Below are 23,302 nucleotides of genomic sequence, written 5' to 3'. Positions count from 1 at the left end.
ATCCTATCACCTGAACATAGTTGCATAAAGACTTGACATCATTATAATATTCTAAATCTATCTTAATACATTATTAGAATAATTAAAAAACAAGTAAACTTGCATAATCCAATAATAATCTTATATTACCTCTTTATAAACAATTAAATCAGTACTAAAAACAATGAAATATTTGTTGAATTCATCTCCTTTAGACAATATAATAGACCCTTCAAATTTTAATGGCTTATATAATTGGTTTTTTTCTATTATCCAATCACTAAGTCTTCCTGAATATGAAACTCATGTGACTACAACAATTACATTACTTTTAGCCTTCACTATAGTAATGTTCATATTAGATTATATTCTAAAAAATATATTTATAGTAGTCGTAAAATCATTCGCTGCGAGAAGTAAGACAAAGTTTGATGATATTCTTATAGAAAATAAGCTATTTCATAATTTCACACATTTAATACCTGTCTTTGTTGCTAAAATATTGTTCCCAATATTCTTTAAAGGCTTTCCTAACTTAACAAAGTTCATGGTTGTTCTTACTAATATTCTTTTAATTATAGCATTAACTTTTGTATTGCGTTCAATTATAAAGAGTATTAGAGATTATGCTAAAACAAAACCGACCCTTGCGGATAAACCTATAGATAGCTACTCACAGGTATCAAGTATCTTTCTATATTTTTTTGCAGCGATCTTTATCTATACATCAATTACAGGTCAATCTGCTTCAAACTTATTTCTATCATTAGGTGCTGCATCTGCCATCCTAATGTTAGTATTTAAAGATACTATTATGGGGTTTGTAGCAAGTATTCAAGTTTCCACAAATGATATGGTACGTGTAGGTGATTGGATAGAAATGACCAAATTTGGTGCTGATGGTACAGTGCTAGAAATTAATCTTAGTACTGTAAAGGTTCAGAATTTCGACAAAACAATTACTACAATTCCAACCTATTTTTTAATCAGTGATTCTTTCAAAAACTACAGAGGAATGCATAACTCTGGAGGTCGCCGAATAAAAAGAAGTATTAATATTAAAATGTCATCTATACGCTTTCTAGAAAAGAATGAGATAGAACAATTAAAGAAAATACAACTCTTGGCTCCTTATATAGAAGAAAGACAAAAAGAAATAGAAAACTACAATAGAGAAACACATGCTGATCAATCCATGCCTGTTAATGGAAGAAGAATAACGAATATAGGATTATTCAGAGCTTATGTATTGCGATATGCCCAACAAAATCCCAATATTCACAAAGAGTATTTCTTGATGGTAAGGCATTTACAACCTACAGAACATGGTCTACCTATCGAATTATATATGTTTACTAATAGCACACAATGGGTGTTTTACGAAAATGTAATGGCTGATATATTTGATCATGTGTTAGCAGCAGTAGAATACTTCCATTTAGAAGTATTTGAATTGCCTTCGTCAGATGATGTTAGACAATTTATATCTAATAGCTACCATGATCAACATTCTGATCATCATAAATCGCATTAATCAAAATTAGATAGTAAAACAAAATGGGACTGTTTAGAAAACTAAACAGTCCCATTCTTTATATGAAAACCTTATGAAAAATCATGATAGCTCTATAGCCCTAATTTTTCAATAATACCATCTACTTTTTTCTCTGTCGAACTTAGTTTCTCTTTACAAAAAACTATTAGTTTTGAAGCTCGCTCTACTTTTATAGCTAGCTCATCTACCGTTACTTCATCATTCTTCAGTTCACTAAGTATTTGCTCTAATTCGTTTGCTGCTTTTTCGTAAGTAAGCTTTTCCATCTTTCTATTTCTTTAATATTTTTTATTTGTACAAGGTAAACCTTGTTATAAATTTCTATTTCTAATTCATCATCAATCGATAATGTAGTATATTGATTAATTGTATGTCCATTTAATTTAACAATAGCAAAACCCTTTTTTAATATAGATTCAAAGTTATAAAATTCAGGAATAGTTTCTAATCTTTCTAATTTCAATCTCTCCTTTTTAAATAAACTATCCAATCTATAGGAAAGCATTTCTCCTGAAGAATCAATTTTATTCTTAGCTTCTAAAACTACCTGCTCAGCAAACAAAGCTAGAAATTGTGCTCTCTTCTTTAATGATTGTTCTGCTGAAAGTAAAAAGGCAGTAGGTTTATACTGAATATTTTGCAACATCATTGCTAATTTAGTCTTTTCGCTTAGTAGATTTTTTTTAGCACTATGAATAACTTGATTAGAACAAGACTGCAAACTATTATTAGTAAAACTAAGCAACTGTTTGCTTTCCGATTTTAAGCTAGTCATTGCTAATTCTAGACTATGCTGTTTAACTAATATCTTGTTTCTGTATACTTCTTGAATCCCCTCATAAGAACGACTTACTTTCACATCAAATTGATATGCCCTTTCAATAATAAACGCTGCTACCGCACTAGGAGTTTTAAAACGAGTATTTGCTACTAAATCTGCAATAGTGATATCAGTTTCATGACCGATTCCAGTAAAGACAGCAGTTTGCATTTTTGCTATTTTTTCAGCTAATGCATAATTATTAAACACATCCAGATCTAAAGTCGCTCCCCCACCTCTTAAAAGAACAACAACATCATATACATTTTCAGGAATTTGACTAAGCCTTTCAATAATAGAAATATGAGCATTTTCACCTTGAACTTTACTATCGAAGTTATCTACATCAAAATAATATCCATATTCATTAGACTTTAAGTGATTAACAAAATCTTCATGTCCTGCAGTTCCCTTTGCACTGATAAGTGCTATCCTCTGAATGACAATAGGGTATTCTCTCTCTTTGTTTAAATTAATTAATCCTTTTTGCTGTAGTTTCTTGATTGTTTCTTGCTTTTGGCGCTCTAACTCTCCTAAGGCAAAACTTAAATCAACATCTAGTATATTAATAGACATTCCATAAACAGGACTATAAATTAAATCACATAAACATAAAATTTCAGTCCCCTCTTTTAAAACTTTCTCAGCCTGCTCTCCTAGTTTAATCTTTAATCTATTAGCAGTACTATTCCATATCGTTGCTCTACACTTCGCGAGTACTACGCCATCAATATTCTCTACTAATTCTAAATAGATATGTCCTCTTCTATCTTCTTTTATCTGAGCTATTTCAACTTTCATCCAAAATGATTTACCCGATATAGAATTATCGAATATAGTTTTCACTCTGTTGAGAATGATACTTAAAGTAAACCATTTTTTTTCTTGCTCTTCCATATTATTATAGTAGTGAATTAACAAAAGTACAATCTTTCACCAAATTGTTGCTTATGATTACCTATATAAAAGAGCTAGCCATTTTTTCATAAATGTCATCCTATTATCACTCATCCAATTCATTGCAGCCGTTTTATTTTTAAACTTTTTAAAAATTAATCTTTTAATTATTCAAATACCTTTTTGAATAGAAGTACCCTAAAATGATCTCTTAAATATTTGATTTCATATATACCTTTATTACTATAGAAGATATGATTTTTTCAACAGTGCTTCAACAGTTCTTCAAGATTCCTTCAACAAATAGCCCTCTATATGGAGCAATCATGGGGAAGTGTTGAAGAAGTGTTGAAGCATTTGGCTAGAGTCCTTATGAATACTAGCCTTAGCGAGCATCCTAAATTTAACTCTATAAATCATTTTTAGGCTAAGGTATTGTAATTTAGTTAGATATGTTTTTTAGGCTTAAAAAAAAGTGAGGTAGTTTTTATTTTGCTCAGATAATAAAAGTGTTTACTGAAAACCTCATAGTCTATTGATATGTAATGGGTATATTTGGTACAGAAATCTATTTTGAATACATTTCTAATCAATTAATTATTGTCGAAGTACCCCTATTAGGATTATTTCATCAATATTGGTATTGATTTACAGAAGCTTATAAAAATAGTTAGAGATAAAGAAATAATAGCTAACATCTACTCTAGATAAAAGAGTAATACTACGCCAAATAAATGGTCAAAATATGCCTCCAGAGATACATCACAATACTTCCTTCTATAAATTAATAGATATGACTTAGCCAACACTTCATACAAGTACTTAAGAAACTTATCATTATCTTTTTTTATATTTGCAATCTATTTAAAAGATGACTATGACTACAATCAAGATTATTAATAAATCAAACCATTCATTACCAAATTACGAGACAGTGCAATCTGCAGGAATGGATTTACGAGCTAATCTATCTGAGCCAATTACTTTAGAATCTTTGGAAAGAGCTATTGTACCAACAGGCTTATTTATAGAACTGCCTAATGGATATGAAGCTCAAATTCGTCCACGTAGTGGACTAGCTGCCAAAAAAGGGATTACGTTATTAAATACACCCGGAACAATTGATGCTGACTATAGAGGAGAAATAGGTGTAATAATGGTTAATCTATCAAAAGAGCCTTTTACGATAGAAAATGGTGAGCGCATAGCACAAATGGTTATTGCAAAATATGAACAAATTCAATGGGATGAAGTTGAAGTACTTTCAGAAACTGAAAGAGGTGCAGGGGGATTTGGTAGTACAGGTCATAAATAGAGGATAACTAAGAATTACAACATTAAAAAAATACTGAGAATGAAAATTATTGTTCCAATGGCTGGACGTGGATCACGTCTAAGACCACATACTTTAACAGTTCCAAAACCATTAATTCCTATAGCAGGTAAACCAATTGTTCACCGTCTAGTGGAAGATATTGCTAAAGTATTAAATGACAAAATTGACGAAATTGCTTTTATCATCCATGAAAGCTTTGGTAAACAAGTAGAAAATGACTTAGTACAAATAGCTGAAAAACTTGGAGCAAAAGGAACTATTAATTATCAAAATGAAGCATTAGGAACTGCTCATGCTATTTTATGTGCTAAAGAAAGTATGCAAGGTCCGATTGTAGTGGCATATGCAGATACTCTTTTCAGAGCTGACTTTAACTTAGATAAAGATGCAGATAGCGTAATTTGGGTAAAACAAGTAGAAGATCCAAGTGCTTTTGGTGTGGTACAATTAAATGATAAAAATGAAATTATTGATTTTGTTGAAAAGCCAAAAAACTTCGTTTCTGACTTAGCAATTATCGGTATTTACTATTTTAAAAGTGGAGAGACGCTTCGCAAAGAATTAGAATATCTACTAGATAATAATATCATTAAAGGAGGAGAATATCAACTGACAGACGCTTTGGAAAACATGAAGCAAAAAGGAATGCGTTTTGTTCCTGGTACAGTTGCTGAATGGATGGATTGTGGTAATAAAAACGTTACTGTAGATACAAACAATCGTATGCTTGGTTTCTTAGAACATGATAATGAAAATTTTATAGCTGAGAATATCACTATTGAAAATAGTACAATTATTCGTCCTTGCTATATAGGTGAGAATGTTGTTCTAAAAAATACAACTATTGGTCCAAATGTTTCATTAGGTGCCAACTCAATAGTAGAAAATGCTACAATAAAAAATAGCCTTATACAAACGAATGCTACAATTAGAAATGCTCACCTCGATAATGCGATGATAGGGAATCACGCTACTTACGATGGTAAACATACAAGTGTAAGTATTGGTGACTATTCAGTTTTAGAATAAAAAAGTCTTAAATCCGTTTTAAAGTTTATTTAAAACGGATTTTTTTTAATTATATTGGTTCACAATTAACCTTTTACAAGAAACTGAAGTATGAAAAAAATAATATTAATGCTGTTTTGCATCTTCTTAATCGTAAGTTGTAAGAAAAATAAAACAGGTTCTTTATTAGATGAATCTGATGCAAGCAATACAAAAACAGTATTAACAATATTAAATGAGCATAGTAAGAATGCACAGAACTTCAAAACTTCCTCTATTAGAAGTTCTGCATCATATGAAAGTGAAAAGCAAAATCAAAAATTTGCTTTGGATATTCTTATTGAAAAAGATAAAAAGATAGTCCTTAACATACGTTTTTTAGGCTTCCCTATTGCAAAAGTATTAATTACTCCTGAAAAAGTAGAGTATTACGAAAAATGGAATAAGACTTACTTTGAAGGAGATTTTGATATGTTAAGCCAATGGATAGGAACCGATTTAGATTTCAATCGATTTCAAAATTTATTACTAGGACAAGCACTTGACAGTAAGGAATCTACAAAAAATTATCAAGCTTCGATAGAAGAAGGACTACACAAAATAGAATCAATAATAGATCAAGATATACAATCTACTTATTACTTCGAAGATAAAAATGGATTATTAAAGAAAGAAGAAATTACTGAACCATTTAATAATCGCAGTGTTACAATAAGTTATCCTAATTATCAACGAATAGGAAAATATACTGCTCCTACTGAAATAAATATTAAAGCAGAACAAGAAAAAAGCATACATTTGAACATTCGTTATGATAAGGTTACTTTTAATGAAGATATAAACTTAAGTTATAAAGTTCCTAGTGGATATAAGCGAATTACTTTTAATAAAGGCATTCAAAACTAGTTAATGAGACCATTATATTTTAGCATATTATTTTTTATTTCAGTGCTTGGAGGTGGTGCTTGGGCTCAAGGTAAAGAGACTCAAGAACAGCTGGAACGCAGAAAACAACAGATTTTATTAGAAATCAAAAATGTTCAACAACTACTTCAAGTTGAAAGAAGTAAAGAACGCAATATTCTATCTGAAATAGAAGAGTACAATCGTAAAATAAATTTAAGCCGTCAACTAATTAAAAACGTGCAGCAACAAATTAATGCTACGAATACTAGTATTGCTAAAAATCAAAAAGAAGTTGAAAAACTAGAAGCAGAATTAGAAAAGCTAAAAAAAGATTATGCTGAAATAATCGCTAAATCTTATAAAAGTCGCTCTAATCAAAGTCGAGTTATGTATATATTGTCATCTGACAACTTTTTACAAGCTTATAAAAGAGTACAGTACTTAAAACAGTATGCAGAGTATAGAAAAGAACAAGGTGAAGAATTAAAAGAGAAATCTGTCTTATTAAAAGAAACCATTGCAAAGCTGGAAGTACAAAAAGAAAAACAAAGAAAATTACTGGCAGAACAGCAAAGTAATCAAAAAGCATTAGAGACTGACTTAGCAGAACAAAAAGACTTAATTGCTTTAGTACAGAAAGATCAGAAAAAATACAATGATCAGATAAAGAAGAAACAAGAAGAAACTAAAGTTATTGATAAAAAAATACAGCAATTAATCCGCGAGGCTATTGCAGAAGCAAATAGAAAAGCTAGAGAGGCTGCAGCTAAAGCTGGTAAAACTACTACTAAATCAACAACAGGTGCAAGTTCTACTACTGCAGCATTTGAATTGACACCAGAAGGAAAGATTGTAGCAGATAACTTTAAGGCAAATCAAGGTAAATTACCGTGGCCTGTGGAAAAAGGCTATATTTCTCTTCGCTATGGAGATCAGCCACACCCAGTTCAAACTCATTTAACTATACATAATAGTGGAATAGAAATATCAACAGAGGAAGGTGCCATAGCTAGATCCGTATTCCAAGGAGAAGTATTACAAGTTCAAGTTTTACCTGGAGGAAATAAAGCAGTATTAATACAACATGGAGATTACATCACTGTCTATCAAAACTTAAGTGAAGTAACCGTCAAAAAAGGTGATACAGTAACATTAAAACAAAAAATAGGTGTTGTTAACACTAATAGTTCAGGTAAAACTGTTTTAAAATTCTTATTAACTCATAATACTGACATTAATAATCCACAAGTGTGGTTAAGTCGTAGCAATTAATGACGCAATAGATATGCATATAAAAGGAGCATTAAATATATACAAATGGATTGAAGAAAATAGAGAATTACTTCAACCTCCTGTTGGTAATAAAAATATTTACCCTTTATCCGATGACTATATCATTATGGTAGTCGGTGGTCCAAATGCTAGAAAAGATTTTCATTACAATGAAGCTGAAGAATTCTTCTTTCAGTTAGAAGGTACTATCTATATTGATATACAAGTAGAAGACCAACGCAAACGCATCACTCTAAAAGCAGGAGATATCTACTTATTACCAGCAAAAGTCCCACATTCACCTATTAGAACAGAAAACTCTGTTGGGCTTGTGGTAGAAAAAAAGAGAAAGGGTGCAGTAGGAAAAGACGGTTTAATCTGGTATTGCGAAAATTGTAATACTAAGCTATATGAAGTCTATTTTGAACTTACCAATATTGAAACTGATTTCTTACCTCATTTTAAACATTTTTACTCTTCTCAAGAGTTAAGAACTTGTAAACATTGTAATACAATAATGGATACAGATCCAAAATTTGTCAAATAAAGATATTTTTGCATACTCTTTTTTTGCTGTTATTTTTTATATATTAGCGATTACCAATCAACTATAAAAACTAATAAATTATTAAAAATGACAACAAACAAAGACCAATTTGGCATCGCTGAAGCCCTAGAAAAATTAGGCTTACAAGAGCTAAACAATGGAACATCTACAGGAATAAACACTTTCTCCAACGGGAAAATTATAGAATCTTACTCACCCGTAAATGGGCAATTAATTGCAAAGGTAAAAACGACAACTGCTGAGGATTATGAAAAAGTTATTCAAACAGCAGAAGAAGCATTTAAAACCTGGCGTTTAGTACCTGCTCCAAAAAGAGGAGAAATCGTAAGACAAATAGCAGAAGAACTACGCAATAATAAAGAATATCTAGGGAAACTTGTCTCATTTGAAATGGGTAAAAGTTTACAGGAAGGATACGGTGAAGTACAAGAAATGATTGATATCTGTGACTTCGCAGTAGGCTTATCACGTCAACTATATGGATTGACAATGCACTCTGAAAGACCTGAGCATAGAATGTATGAACAATGGCATCCTATAGGAATTGTTGGTATCATTTCTGCATTTAATTTCCCTGTTGCAGTTTGGAGTTGGAATACGATGATTGCATGGATATGTGGAGATGTATGTGTATGGAAACCTAGCTCTAAGACTCCTTTATGCGGCGTAGCTTGCCAAAATATAATCACCAAAGTCTTTAAAGCAAATAATATTCCTGAGGGAGTTAGCAACCTTGTTATAGGCAATGAGTGTGGTGATTTAATGAATAACGATCCACGAATTCCATTAATATCGTTTACTGGTTCTACCCGCATAGGTAGACATGTTTCTAAAACAGTTGCAGAACGTTTTGGTAAAACTATTTTGGAGTTAGGAGGAAATAATGCTATAATTGTTTCAGAACATGCTGACATTAATATGGTACTAGTAGGAGCAGTTTTTGGTGCAGTAGGAACTGCTGGACAACGATGTACGTCTACACGCAGATTGATTATCCACGAAAGTGTTTACGACAAAACATTACAAGTATTAAAAAGTGCGTATGCACAATTAAAAATAGGAAATCCTCTTGATGCTAATAATCATGTAGGTCCACTCATTGATAAAGGAGCTGTACAAGATTATTTAACCGCTATAGAAAAAGCAAAACAAGAAGGAGGTAAAGTAATAGTAGAAGGAGGTGTATTAGAAGGTGAAGGCTATGAGAGTGGCTGTTACGTAAAGCCATGTATTATTGAAGGTGAAAATGATTACGAAATAATACAATCGGAAACTTTTGCTCCTATTTTATATGTAATGAAATATAAAACGCTTGATGAAGCTATTGCAATGCAAAATGGCGTACCTCAAGGATTATCCTCTGCCATTTTTACAACGAATATGAGAGAAATGGAACATTTCTTATCACATGCAGGGTCAGATTGTGGAATTGCAAACGTTAATATTGGTACATCAGGAGCAGAAATTGGAGGAGCCTTCGGTGGTGAAAAAGAAACAGGAGGAGGTAGAGAATCTGGATCAGATGCTTGGAAAGCATATATGAGAAGACAAACTAATACAATTAACTACGGTACAGCTTTACCGCTAGCACAAGGGATAAAGTTTGACTTTTAAATAATAAAAAAGAGAGAGGATGTTTAATTAAACATCCTCTCTCTTTTTTATCATAATTCTAATTCTATATTCCTTAGAATCTATAACCAATATTTATACCTGCATTAAATTCAATAGCAGAGAAACGATCATTAACATCACTACTAAAGTTACGTGCAATATTTGCAAAAGGATTTATAGTGAAAGAATCTCCTAAAGCCCATTTATATCCTACTCCAACACCAAATATAAAACTGTCCATATCTGTTTTCACTGTCATGTCAGCTTGTGCTAAATCATTCCATTTATCTTCTTCAAAATTTCCAAAACGGTACTTTAAAAACGGAGAAACAACGTATCCACTACCATTCGCACCAGTTTTTCCTCCAAAGTAATAATTGTAATTTACTAATAAACTATTTGTTTTGAATTTTTGATTCTTACTTTTTTTCTCTCCATGATAAGAGAAGCGATCATTGATATTAAAGTTAGCTCCTACTGACTGATTATGATCAATAAAATGCTCATAACCGATCTCTACAGAAGCTAGCACTAATGTATTCAATACATTTACTTTCACCTCATTAAGCGCTTGGGCATTTGCACTGAAAACAGATCCTATCAATAATAGCCCTAGTAGTACTTTTTTCATAAGTTCATTTATTTTTAGCAAATATAATAATTTGCTTTATTATTTGTGATTTCTACCTTCTTCGTCAGGATAAAATAAAGCTACAGTATCACTTTGCCAAAACTCTTTCGTATTAATATCAAGAATTGATATTTTACCCAAAAAAGCAGCTCCTGTATCAACATTCCAAACATTAGCAAAATTAGTAGGATTAGTAAAGCCAAAATTAGTTACAGGTGTATGTCCAATATAAATCTCTTTATAATGCTTTAATCTTTTTGGGTAGCATGGCGACTCTTTATCTAAGTTAACATCCATACTCATCACCATCTCCCATAGCGTACGATCCCAATAAAGATATTCAGTAAAGAATTCTGTTTCTATTCCTCTAGGATTAGTAAAACCTCCATGAACAAATAATCGATTTTCATCATCAATATAATAATTTTTAAGTTCATTAAAAAAGATCATATGATTATCTAATTCCTCTTCAGAAAGAATACTATATGATTTCATTGAAGCATCTCCCCCATTGCGTTCCCATACTTTATTTTCTTCTTTTGTATTAAGCCACTTTACAAGCAATGTTTCGTGATTTCCTCTTAAGAAGATACATTGATGTGATTGCTTTAGTTGCAATAAATAATCAACTACTTTTTCTGATTCACTCCATCCATCCACATAATCACCCAAGAAAATAAGCGTATCTTCCTTTGTTACTTTTGCTCTTTCTAATACTTGTAATAATGCTTTATAACCACCATGTATATCCCCTATTACTAATGTTCTACTCATTCTTGATCAGTTTCATATTTAAGTTTTCGCAAGATACGCATTACTTCTTTGAAGGCTATAAACAATTGGGGATCACTATGATTTTTTAAATAATCTTTAACGTCGATAAGTTCGTCTTTGGCATTTTCAAAACCATTTAGATAACAAAGCATCATATTAAAACAAAGCTTATTTAATACTCGTTCTTCTTTATTAGTTAACTTCAAACCATATTGTAATTTATATATCACATTCAAAGTACTTGCATAAATATGTCCTAGAATATTTTTATTATACCTCGGAGGTTCAAATAATAATGTGTTAGAAATACCATAAGTTCCATTATCATAAAAATTTATTGCTACCTCTTCAAACGGATAATAACTAGTCTTGTCATTCAAACCAAGATTAAGATATTCAGTAATTACAAATTCATTATTGTCATAATAAATAGTAACAGCATCTAAGTCAGAATAAAACAATTTTATTTGCTCATTAACAAATTCAATATCTACGCGAGAATAAAACAAATTTCCTCTTATATGCTTCCGATTACCTGCCCAGCAAATAATAAACTGTTCTTTAAAAACACAATATTGAGGTTTTAAATCTTTATGTGTTTCCACCATAAAGGTAACTACACTGTCAAGTATCGTCTTTAGGTCATTTTGTGAGTTATTCTCAATATTCGTAACTATACTCTGATTGTCAAACAAATCCATTTGCACATTTGGAATAGAAGTGCTGCCTACCCTATAAAAAAATGTTCCATCTTGAATATCATTAATAGTCCGTTTGAAATACGTTAATTTACTACTTGCTGAAATTGTTACAAGACCAACTACTTTATCCTTAGGCAGGTTACTAAAAGGAATATTGTCATAAGTTATGCTAGGAGGGTTTTCTAAATAGGCATTGACAAGATTTTGTATTTTACTATCATCATAAAAATCTACTCCAATAATATAATTATATGTATCTTCAACACCCACAATAATGTAAGAATTATTCTTTGGGTTAGAATTAGATAACGCACAAATATGTTTTAAGAATTTAGCCTTACCTGATTTGGTATGTAAATTAAGTTGCCTTTTTTTATCATAAAAACTATTCTCGTCATAGTAGGCAAGTAAATTTTTTATGAGTAAGCGCTTATTAATCACAACATTTGAATTTAAAATCTTAAAATTATAAAAAGAAAGTCATAATTCAACGCCAATAGTCAAAGTACCTTGATATATTTAACCATATATTAACAACTTGATAAAGAATATTTTTTCAATTTGCATAAAGTATTAGAAAAGAGCATATTTTAATAAAAAAACAAGTATGGATACAACAGCACAAAATTATGATATTCGTGAATTAAACGAACTAATTGAAAAAGAGAGTGCCTTCATCGATTTACTAACGATGGAAATGAATAAAGCTATTGTAGGTCAAAAGCATATGATTGACCGCTTATTAATTGGTCTTATCGGTCAAGGACACATATTGTTAGAAGGTGTACCAGGATTAGCAAAAACATTGGCTATTAATACACTTTCTAAAGCTGTTCATGGATCATTTAATCGTATTCAGTTCACACCAGACTTACTACCTGCTGATGTAATAGGAACGATGATTTACAATGTAAAGGAAAATGACTTTACAATCCGAAAAGGACCTGTTTTTGCTAATTTTATTTTAGCGGATGAGATTAACCGTGCCCCTGCCAAAGTACAATCTGCATTATTAGAAGCCATGCAAGAGAAACAAGTAACTATTAGTGATAATACTTACAAGTTAGAACAACCTTTTTTAGTAATGGCTACACAAAACCCTGTTGAGCAAGAAGGAACTTATCCATTGCCTGAAGCTCAAATGGACCGTTTTATGCTTAAAACAGTGATTGATTATCCTAAATTAGAGGACGAAAGATTAATTATTCGACAAAATTTATTGGGAGAAAAGATTCAAATCAATCCTGTTGTTTCTTTAGAACAAATTAAAAGGGCTCAACAAGTAGTAAAACAAGTATATATGGATGAAAAAATCGAGAAATATATACTAGATATAATCTTTGCTACTCGTTATCCTGAACAATTTAAACTAGAGAAATTGAAACCTCTAATTAGTTTTGGAGCATCACCTCGTGGAAGTATCAACTTAGCAACTGCTGCAAAATGTTATGCATTTATTAAACGTAGAGGTTATGTAATACCTGAAGACGTAAGAGCGGTAGTTATTGATGTATTAAGACATCGTATAGGAGTAACTTATGAAGCCGAAGCTGAAAATATTACTTCTGTTGACATCATTAATCAAATTGTAAATGAAATTGAAGTACCTTAATAAGTGTACTTTATAAAAGATAAGAACAACCTATTTGTGAAATTTACAAATAGGTTTTGAAGGTTGAACATTTTTGAATAATACGGCATGGATACCAAAGACATACTTAAAAAGGTCAGAAAAATTGAAATAAAAACAAGACGATTAAGTGACCACATCTTTTCGGGAGAATATCACACTTCTTTTAAAGGACGAGGAATGACTTTTTCGGAAGTTAGACAATATCAATTTGGTGATGATGTCCGTGCCATAGATTGGAACGTGACAGCCCGCTACAGTGAACCATATATTAAAGTTTTTGAAGAAGAGCGCGAATTGACATTAATGTTATTAGTAGATGTAAGTGGTTCTGAAGACTTTGGTTCTACAGATGAATTCAAAAAAGACATTATTACAGAAATAGCTGCAACACTAGCATTTTCGGCTACTCAAAATAATGATAAGATTGGACTGATACTTTTCTCAGACCAAATCGAATTATTTATTCCTCCTAAAAAAGGAAAAACTCATGTGCTTCGAATTATTAGAGAACTAATAGAATTTAAACCTAAAAGTCAAAAAACAGATCTGAAAATAGCATTAGAGTACCTGTCAAAAGTCTTAAAAAAGAAAGCAATTGTATTTATTCTTTCTGACTTTATAACACCCAACTATGAGCAAACACTAAAAATTTCTGCAAAAAGACATGATATTACAGGTATTAGAGTATATGATAAAAGGGAAAAAGAACTTCCTAATGTAGGATTGATTAATGTCTTTGATGCTGAAACAAGAGAAGAATTAATTATCAATACATCTGATAGTGTAGTAAGAAATAACTACGATAAATTCTTTAGAAAAAAAGAAGTGCAATACCTCAAAATGTTTCAGAAGTGTGGAGCAGGTACTATCGATATAGAAGTAGGTGAAAGTTATGTCAAAAAACTATTAGGTTATTTCAAATCAAGATAACAAGAGCAAGAAAAATGAAAAAACATTATCTTTTTATAATCCTTTTATGTCTATTGAGTTCTGTAGGAGTTTATTCTCAAAACCCTATAGAAACGATTGTAGATACTACTGATATTAAAATAGGAGAAGGATTTTTCTTAACGATAAAAGCACATACTAAAGCAGGAGATTTAGTAACATTTCCTGAAACTCAACAGTTTGGTAGTTTTGATATCATAGACTCCTCGCCTACAGATACCATCGTTAATAATAATTTGGTTGAATTAATTAAGAAATATGAACTTACTCAGTTTGATGAAGGTGAGTATACATTACCACAAATACCAGTTATTGTAGATGCCTCAGTATACCATACTGACTCAATCAAAATAAATGTACAAAACGTAGTTGTTGATACTTTAAAAACACCATTGTATGATATAAAAAGTATATCAAAGCAAGGAGCTTCTTTTTCAACATATTGGTATTATTTAATCTTTGTCTTTCTTTCTATTGCAATTGGAGTATTTATTTATATCTATATCAAAAGACAGCAAGAAAAAAAACTAACTGAGGATGATAAGTATAAAACACCTTATGAAAAAGCACTTAAAAAGCTAAAAAAATTAGAAGGAAAGAAAAACTGGACTAGAGGGGATGCTAAACCTTACTATTCAGATATGACTAATATTGTCCGCTCTTTTATAGAAGACACATTCGATATTTCTGCTAGAGAATTAACGACTTATGAGATAATAACATTATTAAGATCGACTTTAAGAGACAAGTCTATCAAAATAAAACCAGAAGTTATAGCAGATTTTAAAAGGATATTAGAAACATCGGATTTAGTGAAATTTGCTAAATCACAACCTACTGAGGGGGAAATTGTCGCTGATACAGCAAAAATACAGAAAATAGTAGAAGATATAAATGTTGCATATCCTATATCAGCAGCTACTCAAACTGAGCGTATTAGATTGCGTGAAGAACGCAAAAAAAGAAGATTGAGATTCCGAATTTGGGTACCTGTTACTGTAACATCTGTATTAATAATAACAACAGGAATTGTATATTATATCAATACCGCTACAGAAAGAGAATATAATTTATTTACGTTTAATAGCACAAAACGACTATTAGATAAAGAGTGGATTACTAGTACATATGGACAAAATCCTGGATTAACTATATCTACTCCTGTTGTATTAGTAAGAAAAAATGACCCATTAACACAAGAATCTAAACCTGATGGTGTAGAAACAATACAACAATTCAGATATGGTTCGATAGAGGATAAAATTTATATAGTAGCAAGTAATTTTGTTACTACAAAAGATTTTAAATATTCTGAGCAACAAATTATTGGACATATTATTACTTTACTTACTCAGAATTATCACGCAGAAGATATAGAGTATAAAGATGAGCATTTTGAAAATGCCAATGGCATTATTGGTACAAGAGTAAAAGGTAGTTTTGTTATTCAAAATACTGCCGATAAAAAAGAAGAGAAAATTATTATTGAGGGAGTGCTAACAAAATTTGGTCAAAATAGAGACCAAACTTGGGTATTCTATCGTGAAAATGATAAATATGGTGCACAATTAACTGAGCGCATATTCGATTCTATTTTATACAAAAATGAGGAAACAAAATGAAAAATATAACCTTTTTAAATCCTGAACTCTTTTGGCTATTTTTATTACTACCATTAGCTTTTTATGTATGGTATAGAAATAGAAAAAAAGAACGTGCTACAGTTAAGCTAAGCTCTATCAAAGGAGTGAAAGGACAAACTTCATTGTTAGTAAAATTATTGCCATTGACAATTGTATTGAGATTACTTGCATTTGCTGGCTTAATTATAGCATTAGCTAGACCACAAGTAATAAGCGTTGATCATCATGTCCATTCCACTCATGGTATCGATATAGTAATGGCAATGGATATTTCTGGTAGTATGTTAGCTAGGGACTTAAAACCGAATCGTTTAGAAGCTTTAAAAACAGTAGCTGGTGACTTCGTAAAGCAACGTATTACCGATCGAATAGGAATAGTTATTTATGCAGCTGAAGCCTATACAAAAACTCCTGTAACAAGTGATAAACCGCTTATTCTTAATGCCCTGAAGGACATTGTTTATAGTGATGATATTAAAGATGGTACTGCTATTGGTGTAGGTCTAGGAACCGCAGTTAATAGATTAAAAGATAGCCCTGCAAAAAGTAGAGTGATAATATTACTTACTGACGGTATAAACAACACTGGGGCAATCGATCCAAAAATGGCTGCTGATATTGCAAAACAATATAATATCAAAGTTTATACTATAGGTATAGGTACTAATGGTTTAGCAGAATCTCCTGTAGGAATTAGAAGCAACGGAGAAGTCGTTTATGAGAAAGTACCTGTTGAATTAGATGAAGAGTTAATGAAAGATATCGCAAAAACGACTGGTGGTAAATACTTTAGAGCTACAGATACAAAAAGCTTAAAAGAAATCTATGATGAAATTAATCAGTTAGAAAAAACGAAAATAGACGAACAAAAATTCGTTAATACCGATGAGAAATTTCACTTATTTGCTTTAATTAGTTTTATATTATTGTGTATAGAATTTGTTATTAGAAAAACACTTTTCAGAGGATTTATATAAGATATTATGTGGGAACTAGATGACAAGAAATATTTCTTTTTATTAATAGCAATTGCAATATTAGTATTACTATTTGTTGGTACATTGCTGTGGAAAAAGAAAAAACAAAGTGCTTTTGCTTCTTCAAAAGCTATGCGAATTTTAGCACCTAATCGTTCAAAAAATAAACCGATTATTAAAGCTACACTTTACTTAGTAGCATTACTTTTTATTGTTATAGGGCTAGTTAATCCAAAAATAGGTACAAAAGTAGTCACTGTCAAAAGACAGGGAATAGATATCGTATTTACCTTAGATGTATCTAAAAGTATGCTTGCACAAGATATGGCTCCTGATAGATTAGAGAAAATGAAACAACTTGTTTCACAGATTATAAATAATTTAGGACCAGATCGAGTTGGTATCGTTGGCTACGCAGGAAGTGCATTTCCAATGTTACCAATAACTACAGATCACTATGCAGCTAAAATGTATTTGCAGACAATGAATACTGATATGGTTTCATCACAGGGAACAGCCTTTGAAGACGCCATATATGTTGCAAGCAATTATTACGATAATCCAAATACAAGTAAGGTTATGATTCTTATCTCAGATGGTGAAGATCATGGAGAAGAAATGGATAGTGCAATAGCCATTGCAAAAGATAAGAAAATTAGAATTATAACAATAGGCGTTGGTACAGAAAAAGGAGGCCCAATACCTATAAAGACAGCGAGAGGAACAGAATATAAAAGAGACTGGAATAACGAAATTGTAATCACAAAACTTAATCCTACTACATTAAAGTATATTGCAGAATCTACTAATGGCCAATATTACTATGGTTCCAATACACAAGAAATTGTAGATTTAATAAAAAAGGATATTAATAAAATAGAAAAAACAGATTTTGAATCGCAACAAATAGCTGAGTTCCAATCACAATTTCAATGGTTCTTAGGAGCAGCGCTGTTGTTATTATTTATTGACTTGTTTATCCTTGAGCGAAAAACACTGTGGATGAAAAAGTTAAATCTATTTAATGAACAAGACTAAAATGATTTAACATTCGATAATTATGAAGAACTTTTTATACATCACCCTATTTATACTAATTTCTATCCCTGCTACTTTCGGACAGTCTGCAGGTAGAGCGCTTAGTAAAGGAAATGAAGGATATGAAAGCAAACATTTCGCACAAGCCGAAGCGTCTTATCGTATTGCTAATTCAAAGCTTACTACTGCTTCAACTGCAGAATATAATCTTGGAAATACACTCCTAAGACAGAATTTATATAAAGAAGCTGAGTCAGCTTATAAACGAGCCCTAACAAAGGCAACAACTAAAGAGGAGAAGCATCAAGCTTATCATAATCTTGGCAATACATACATGAAGCTTAAAAACTATAAAGCAGCAGAAGAAGCATATAAAAATGCCTTACGTAATAATTCTAAAGATGAGGAAACACGCTACAACTATGCTGTAGCGAAAAAATTAAATGAAGAAAATCCTCAACAAGACGATCAAAACCAAGACGACAAAAACGATCAGAACAAAGATAACAAGGACAATAAAGACGATCAGAATAAAGATAACAAGGACAATAAAGACGATCAGAATAAAGATAATAAGGACAATAAAGACGATCAGAATAAAGATAACAAGGACAATAAAGACGATCAGAACAAAGATAACAAGGACAATAAAGACGATCAGAATAAAGATAACAAGGACAATAAAGACGATCAGAATAAAGATAACAAGGACAATAAAGACGATCAGAACAAAGATAACAAAGATAACAAAGACAATAAAGACGATAACGGGAAAGACGAAAACAACAAAGATCAACCAAAAGAATTGCCGATTGGTATCTCTCCTGCACAAATGGAAAACATATTAAATTCTCTTGAACGAGATGAAAAAAACGTTCAACAAAGACTGATAAATAAAGGAAAAAAAGGAGATAAAAAAGAACAAAGTCAAGAACGCAAAAAAGATTGGTAAGACAAATGAATACACTTAAGAATCACATATTGTTACTATGCTTTATATGCACTCAAATGGCTTTGGGGCAAGTAACTTTTGAAGCAAAAGTGAGCAGAGACAACGTTCCTCTAAACGAAAATGTGCGCATTGATTTTTCAATGAATAGTGACGGAGATAATTTTACTCCCCCAAACTTTGGTGAATTACAAATTGTAGGTGGTCCTAATCAATCTGTAAACTATTCATGGATTAATGGTAAAAAATCGTTTAATAAAACCTATTCTTATTTTGTACAAGCTAAAAGAAAAGGAAAATATAACATAGGTTCAGCAAGTATTGAGATAGAGGGAAAAATTTATAAAACGAATCCTATTACCGTTACAATTACAGATGCTGTTGCAAAACAAGATCCTAGAGAAAGAATTAATTCAATTCAACAGCAATCGTTAGATGACATTCATTTAGTTGCTGAGGTTACCAATTCAAATCCTTACATAAATGAACCAGTAACTATAAGTTATAAAATTTATTTTAAAGATGGATTAAGAGGTTATTCTGGTACAAAAATTCCTACTTACGATAAATTTTGGGTTTACAACATTCCACCTACTAGAGATCCTGAAATAAAACAAGGTAAATTTAAGGGTGAACCATATAATTACATTCTAATAAAACAGGATGTCATTATGGCTCAAGAGCTAGGTGATTTTACTATTGATCCATTAGGATTGCTAGTACAAGCGCAAGTCCTTACAGGTAGAAGAGATTTTTTCGGCTTTCCTGAATATGGTTTTATGGAAAAAGAATACCATACAAACAAAATAGTAATCAAATCCAAAGATATCCCTCAAAATGGAAAACCAGACAACTTTTCTGGTGGAGTAGGTGATTTTGATTTTAAAGTAATTCCTTCTAAAAAAGAATTAAAAGCAGGAGAAACACTTACGCTAAAAGTAGAGGTAAATGGTAAAGGAAACCTAAACTTACTTAATATACCAGAACCAAAGGCACATTCGGCTCTAGAAATCTATGATCCTGTATATTCCGAAAAGCTAAATGCTGGTGCATTTGGAATGCAAGGAAGAAGAACAAATGAATATACTATTATACCGCAATATAAAGGCAATTATACCATAGAGCCAATGGAGTTTTCTTACTTTGACTTAACAAGTAAAAAGTATAAAACTATACAGACAGATAGTATACAAATTGCAGTATTAGAAGGACCTACTCTTCCTACAAATAAGGAGATATTAGGCGATGAAATAATAGAAGAAAGTGAACTTTTTCAACCTATAAAAATAAAGGCAACCTTCGTAAATACATATAAAGATAAGTATTGGAATACTTCACTTTTCTATTCTTTGACTGCAATACCTTTTCTAGCCATTCCATTCTTTATACTAGTAATTAGAAGAAAACGTGCAAAAGATGGAGATATTGAAGGTAATAAATTAAGAAGAAACAATAAACTCGCTCGTAAATACTTAAGTGAAGCTAAAAAGCATATCACTAATAAAGAGTTATTTTATGAAGCATTAGAAAGATGTTTACATAACTTCTTAAAAGCTAAACTTAAAATTGAAACAACAGAAATGAGTAATGAGAACATTGAAGATCTATTAAAAGAAAACAATGTGACTCAAGAAGGTATTTTATCGTTTATGAATTTAAAAAATGCTTGTGAATGGGCAAGGTATACCCCTAGTGATAAAGTGGATATGCTTAAAGACTATGAATCTGCTATTAATATTATAACCCAATTGGAAAAACAAATTAAATAAGTAATGAAAAACATTTTTTATCTTATTGTATTCTTTTGTAGTTCAATTGTTTTTGCACAACAAACATCAACTTGGGAAAAGGATTTTGACAAGGCAAATACACTTTATCAAAATGAGAATTTTTCTGAGGCAATTGCTGTTTATCAAAAGTTAAGCAAAGAGAAGAGTAATTCACCTGAGTTATATTTCAATCTTGCAAATGCATATTACAAAACAAAAGACAATGTCAATGCTGTTTATAATTACGAAAAAGCATTAAAACTAGATCCTAAAAATAAAAGTTTTGAAACGAATTTGAATTATGCTCGTAAAAATTTAAAGGATGACATTACTATTATTCAGCAATATAACAAAGAGGATATCATTCATCAATGTCTAAAAATATTAACAACAGACCAATGGGCTATTGTAGCAACATTATCAGCTATTTTAGTATTTATATTTTTTGCTATTTATTACATAAATCAAAACAATGCCATTAAAAAAAGTTCATTTGCTCTTGTGGTGCTGTTTGTACTAGTAACGATTGGTACTATATATATTGCAACCTTTGAGGATAAATATACAGATACAATCCCCACGGGAATAGTATTTAGCCTTAAAACAGATATTAAAGATGAACCTAAAAGTACAGCTAAAACCTTACTCTCTATACATGAAGGCGCTAAAGTATATATTCTTGAAACTAAATCACTCTGGATAAGAGTACGTTTAGATAATCAAGAAGAAGGTTGGATCGAAAAGAAAAATATAAAAGAAATCTAGATAGATTCAGATTCATATAAAGGCATAGGTGTTTTAATAACATCTATGCTTTTTTCAAATAATGCTTTTACTAACTCAAAAAATGAAGGAAATACTGAATCTGAAAGCACTAAATATGTTCTATAACTAATCGAGTTCATTAATGACTCTTGACTAACCATTAAAAAAATAGCATTGATTTGATCGAATAAAGACAAAAATACACTCACAAGTAAAACAACAACTAATATTTGAAATATTGCGCCAAACAATCTATTTAAAAAACCTAAAAAAACAGCTTCAAAAAGTTTTGTAATTAACTTAGCAATCACTTTTACAATTAAAATTGCTATAAAAAAAGTAAGTATAAAAGCAACTACTGGCAAGAAACTAGATTCCCACCCAAACTGATTAAAAAGAAATTTTTAATTATATAAGAAAACTTTAGAGCGCCTATAATTCCTATCAAAAGAGCCAGAAAAGCAGCCACAGAGACAAAAAGTCCATCTTTAGCTCCTTTATATATTGCGTAAACCAAAGCAATTCCTACAATTATATCTAATAACATAACTTTTTATTTACGAAGATATTATTTTTATATAAAACAGAACATGAAGTCATCTTGACTTTTTGGTTTTCTGAAACTTCTTTTATCTTATCACGTTAAAAATCATAGAATTCCACGCTATCCAAGTAGATAATATGGTATCAGATCTATTGGATAAAGAGGAAAAGCTATTTAACCAAATATTTGTTCTTGCAATAACATACCTTTCTAAACTTCAGTAAATCAAAACCAGTATCATCAATAATAAAACAATTCTGATAAAGGGATTTAAGCATTAGTTATGTCTTTAAAATAGATTTCTATATCAAATAGATTATACGGTTTTCTGTAAGCACTTTAACTGTCTAAGCAAAACAAAAAAACACCTCACTTTTTTTCAACCCTAAAAAACATTTCTTACTAAATTACAACACATTAACACAAAAAAAAATCTATTGAGCTAAAATTGGGATGCTTGCTAAAGCTAGTATTCATAAGGACTCTAGCCAAATCCTTCAACACTTCTTCAACACTTCCCCATGATTGCTCCATATAGAGGGCTATTTGTTGAAGGAATCTTGAAGAACTGTTGACGCAGTGTTGACAAAGTCATATCGTCTATAGTATTAAAGGCATATATGGAATACTTGATTTCATCAATCATTTTAAGCACTTCTATTCAAAAAAGACCTTTGAATAATTAGATGAGTAATTTTTAAAAAGCTTAAAAACAAAAGGGCTATCATGAATTGGATAAGCGATACTAAGATGAAGACAATAGGAATTTTTAATTTTCTGAAACTTCTTTATCCCAAACTATGTTTTTAAGCTTCTGTTACTTAAAACAGTGGGGATTTTTACTTTAAACCTCTTTGTGGAAGTAATAACTGTGGTGCTATATATAATTCTATACTAACTAGGTGGAGTACTGGTACACGCATTATAGGATTTGTTTATTTTACAAAAGTCAAGATGACCTCCATAAGTAATTTC

Annotated in this window: 22 protein-coding genes; 15 read left to right on the top strand and 7 right to left on the bottom strand. The window is 30.8% G+C overall.

Going from position 1 to position 23,302, the window contains the following annotated elements; genetic code table 11:
* The first annotated feature begins 163 nt into the window (after positions 1 to 163).
* Positions 164 to 1,513, top strand: coding sequence for a mechanosensitive ion channel family protein (locus RH98_RS10250; protein ID WP_010254170.1), 1,350 nt, complete (start codon positions 164 to 166; stop codon positions 1,511 to 1,513).
* A 92-nt stretch (positions 1,514 to 1,605) separates the two neighbouring features.
* On the opposite strand, the gene xseB is transcribed toward RH98_RS10250, so the two are convergent.
* A complete protein-coding gene (xseB, locus tag RH98_RS10245) occupies positions 1,606 to 1,800 on the bottom strand; it encodes an exodeoxyribonuclease VII small subunit (protein WP_010254168.1) in 195 nt (64 codons plus the stop codon).
* Complete coding sequence (gene xseA / locus RH98_RS10240) at positions 1,761 to 3,251, bottom strand: exodeoxyribonuclease VII large subunit (RefSeq protein ID WP_010254166.1); 1,491 nt, start codon at positions 3,249 to 3,251, stop codon at positions 1,761 to 1,763. The genes xseB and xseA overlap by 40 nt, the downstream gene beginning before the upstream one ends.
* 877 nt (positions 3,252 to 4,128) lie before the next feature.
* On the opposite strand from xseA, the gene dut reads away from it, so the two are divergent.
* From dut to amaB, 6 genes are all read left to right on the top strand, one after another.
* Positions 4,129 to 4,566: a dUTP diphosphatase gene (gene dut, locus RH98_RS10235; protein ID WP_010254162.1), complete on the top strand. Its 438-nt coding sequence runs from the start codon at positions 4,129 to 4,131 to the stop codon at positions 4,564 to 4,566.
* A 39-nt stretch (positions 4,567 to 4,605) separates the two neighbouring features.
* Positions 4,606 to 5,616 (top strand): sugar phosphate nucleotidyltransferase, encoded by a 1,011-nt coding sequence (locus tag RH98_RS10230; RefSeq protein ID WP_010254159.1) that lies wholly within the window; start codon positions 4,606 to 4,608, stop codon positions 5,614 to 5,616.
* Between the two features lie 90 nt (positions 5,617 to 5,706).
* Positions 5,707 to 6,501, top strand: coding sequence for a lipoprotein insertase outer membrane protein LolB1 (lolB1, locus tag RH98_RS10225; protein ID WP_026038848.1), 795 nt, complete (start codon positions 5,707 to 5,709; stop codon positions 6,499 to 6,501).
* A 3-nt stretch (positions 6,502 to 6,504) separates the two neighbouring features.
* Positions 6,505 to 7,773, top strand: coding sequence for a murein hydrolase activator EnvC family protein (locus RH98_RS10220; RefSeq protein ID WP_010254153.1), 1,269 nt, complete (start codon positions 6,505 to 6,507; stop codon positions 7,771 to 7,773).
* A 13-nt stretch (positions 7,774 to 7,786) separates the two neighbouring features.
* Complete coding sequence (locus tag RH98_RS10215; RefSeq protein ID WP_010254149.1) at positions 7,787 to 8,320, top strand: 3-hydroxyanthranilate 3,4-dioxygenase; 534 nt, start codon at positions 7,787 to 7,789, stop codon at positions 8,318 to 8,320.
* Positions 8,321 to 8,407: 87 nt separating this feature from the next.
* Positions 8,408 to 9,955, top strand: a complete 1,548-nt coding sequence (amaB, locus tag RH98_RS10210) for an L-piperidine-6-carboxylate dehydrogenase (protein ID WP_010254146.1) — start codon at positions 8,408 to 8,410, stop codon at positions 9,953 to 9,955.
* Between the two features lie 73 nt (positions 9,956 to 10,028).
* On the opposite strand, the gene RH98_RS10205 is transcribed toward amaB, so the two are convergent.
* Genes RH98_RS10205 through RH98_RS10195 form a run of 3 tightly spaced genes read right to left on the bottom strand, consistent with a single transcriptional unit; the run spans position 10,029 to position 12,502 of the window.
* On the bottom strand, positions 10,029 to 10,586 hold the full coding sequence (locus RH98_RS10205) for a DUF3575 domain-containing protein (RefSeq protein ID WP_010254142.1): 558 nt from the start codon (positions 10,584 to 10,586) through the stop codon (positions 10,029 to 10,031).
* A 39-nt stretch (positions 10,587 to 10,625) separates the two neighbouring features.
* The gene (locus RH98_RS10200; RefSeq protein WP_010254139.1) at positions 10,626 to 11,360 is read right to left on the bottom strand and encodes a metallophosphoesterase family protein; all 735 of its coding nucleotides are present in this window, start codon (positions 11,358 to 11,360) and stop codon (positions 10,626 to 10,628) included.
* Entirely contained in the window at positions 11,357 to 12,502 is a 1,146-nt protein-coding gene (locus RH98_RS10195; RefSeq protein WP_010254136.1) for a DUF5929 domain-containing protein, read from the bottom strand. Before RH98_RS10195 ends, RH98_RS10200 begins: the two co-directional genes overlap by 4 nt.
* A 166-nt stretch (positions 12,503 to 12,668) precedes the next feature.
* On the opposite strand from RH98_RS10195, the gene RH98_RS10190 reads away from it, so the two are divergent.
* From RH98_RS10190 to RH98_RS10155, 8 genes are all read left to right on the top strand, one after another.
* On the top strand, positions 12,669 to 13,673 hold the full coding sequence (locus RH98_RS10190; RefSeq protein WP_010254131.1) for an AAA family ATPase: 1,005 nt from the start codon (positions 12,669 to 12,671) through the stop codon (positions 13,671 to 13,673).
* An 87-nt stretch (positions 13,674 to 13,760) separates the two neighbouring features.
* A complete protein-coding gene (locus tag RH98_RS10185; protein WP_010254129.1) occupies positions 13,761 to 14,624 on the top strand; it encodes a DUF58 domain-containing protein in 864 nt (287 codons plus the stop codon).
* 14 nt (positions 14,625 to 14,638) lie between these two features.
* Positions 14,639 to 16,264 carry a BatD family protein gene (locus tag RH98_RS10180; protein ID WP_010254127.1) on the top strand — a complete coding sequence of 542 codons (1,626 nt, stop codon included), beginning with the start codon at positions 14,639 to 14,641 and terminating at the stop codon, positions 16,262 to 16,264.
* Positions 16,261 to 17,262, top strand: a complete 1,002-nt coding sequence (locus RH98_RS10175) for a vWA domain-containing protein (protein ID WP_010254123.1) — start codon at positions 16,261 to 16,263, stop codon at positions 17,260 to 17,262. The genes RH98_RS10180 and RH98_RS10175 overlap by 4 nt, the downstream gene beginning before the upstream one ends.
* 6 nt (positions 17,263 to 17,268) lie before the next feature.
* Positions 17,269 to 18,300, top strand: coding sequence for a VWA domain-containing protein (locus tag RH98_RS10170; protein ID WP_010254120.1), 1,032 nt, complete (start codon positions 17,269 to 17,271; stop codon positions 18,298 to 18,300).
* A 22-nt stretch (positions 18,301 to 18,322) separates the two neighbouring features.
* Positions 18,323 to 19,252: a tetratricopeptide repeat protein gene (locus RH98_RS10165; RefSeq protein WP_010254117.1), complete on the top strand. Its 930-nt coding sequence runs from the start codon at positions 18,323 to 18,325 to the stop codon at positions 19,250 to 19,252.
* A 56-nt stretch (positions 19,253 to 19,308) separates the two neighbouring features.
* On the top strand, positions 19,309 to 21,018 hold the full coding sequence (locus tag RH98_RS10160; RefSeq protein ID WP_010254113.1) for a BatD family protein: 1,710 nt from the start codon (positions 19,309 to 19,311) through the stop codon (positions 21,016 to 21,018).
* A gap of 3 nt (positions 21,019 to 21,021) precedes the next feature.
* Positions 21,022 to 21,783: a tetratricopeptide repeat protein gene (locus RH98_RS10155; protein WP_010254110.1), complete on the top strand. Its 762-nt coding sequence runs from the start codon at positions 21,022 to 21,024 to the stop codon at positions 21,781 to 21,783.
* Here the strand turns inward: RH98_RS10155 and RH98_RS10150 are convergent.
* Together RH98_RS10150 and RH98_RS16055 are read right to left on the bottom strand one after the other, a co-directional pair.
* Positions 21,780 to 22,148, bottom strand: a complete 369-nt coding sequence (locus tag RH98_RS10150) for a CvpA family protein (RefSeq protein WP_237717530.1) — start codon at positions 22,146 to 22,148, stop codon at positions 21,780 to 21,782. The genes RH98_RS10155 and RH98_RS10150 overlap by 4 nt on opposite strands.
* Entirely contained in the window at positions 22,139 to 22,330 is a 192-nt protein-coding gene (locus RH98_RS16055) for a hypothetical protein (protein WP_237717529.1), read from the bottom strand. The genes RH98_RS10150 and RH98_RS16055 overlap by 10 nt, the downstream gene beginning before the upstream one ends.
* Positions 22,331 to 23,302: the final 972 nt, after the last annotated feature.

Origin of the sequence: Myroides injenensis M09-0166, assembly GCF_000246945.1 — a bacterium.
GTDB classification, from domain to species: domain Bacteria; phylum Bacteroidota; class Bacteroidia; order Flavobacteriales; family Flavobacteriaceae; genus Flavobacterium; species Flavobacterium injenense.
Note: the sequence above shows the minus strand (reverse complement) of the source record. Positions and strands in the feature narration are given on the sequence as shown.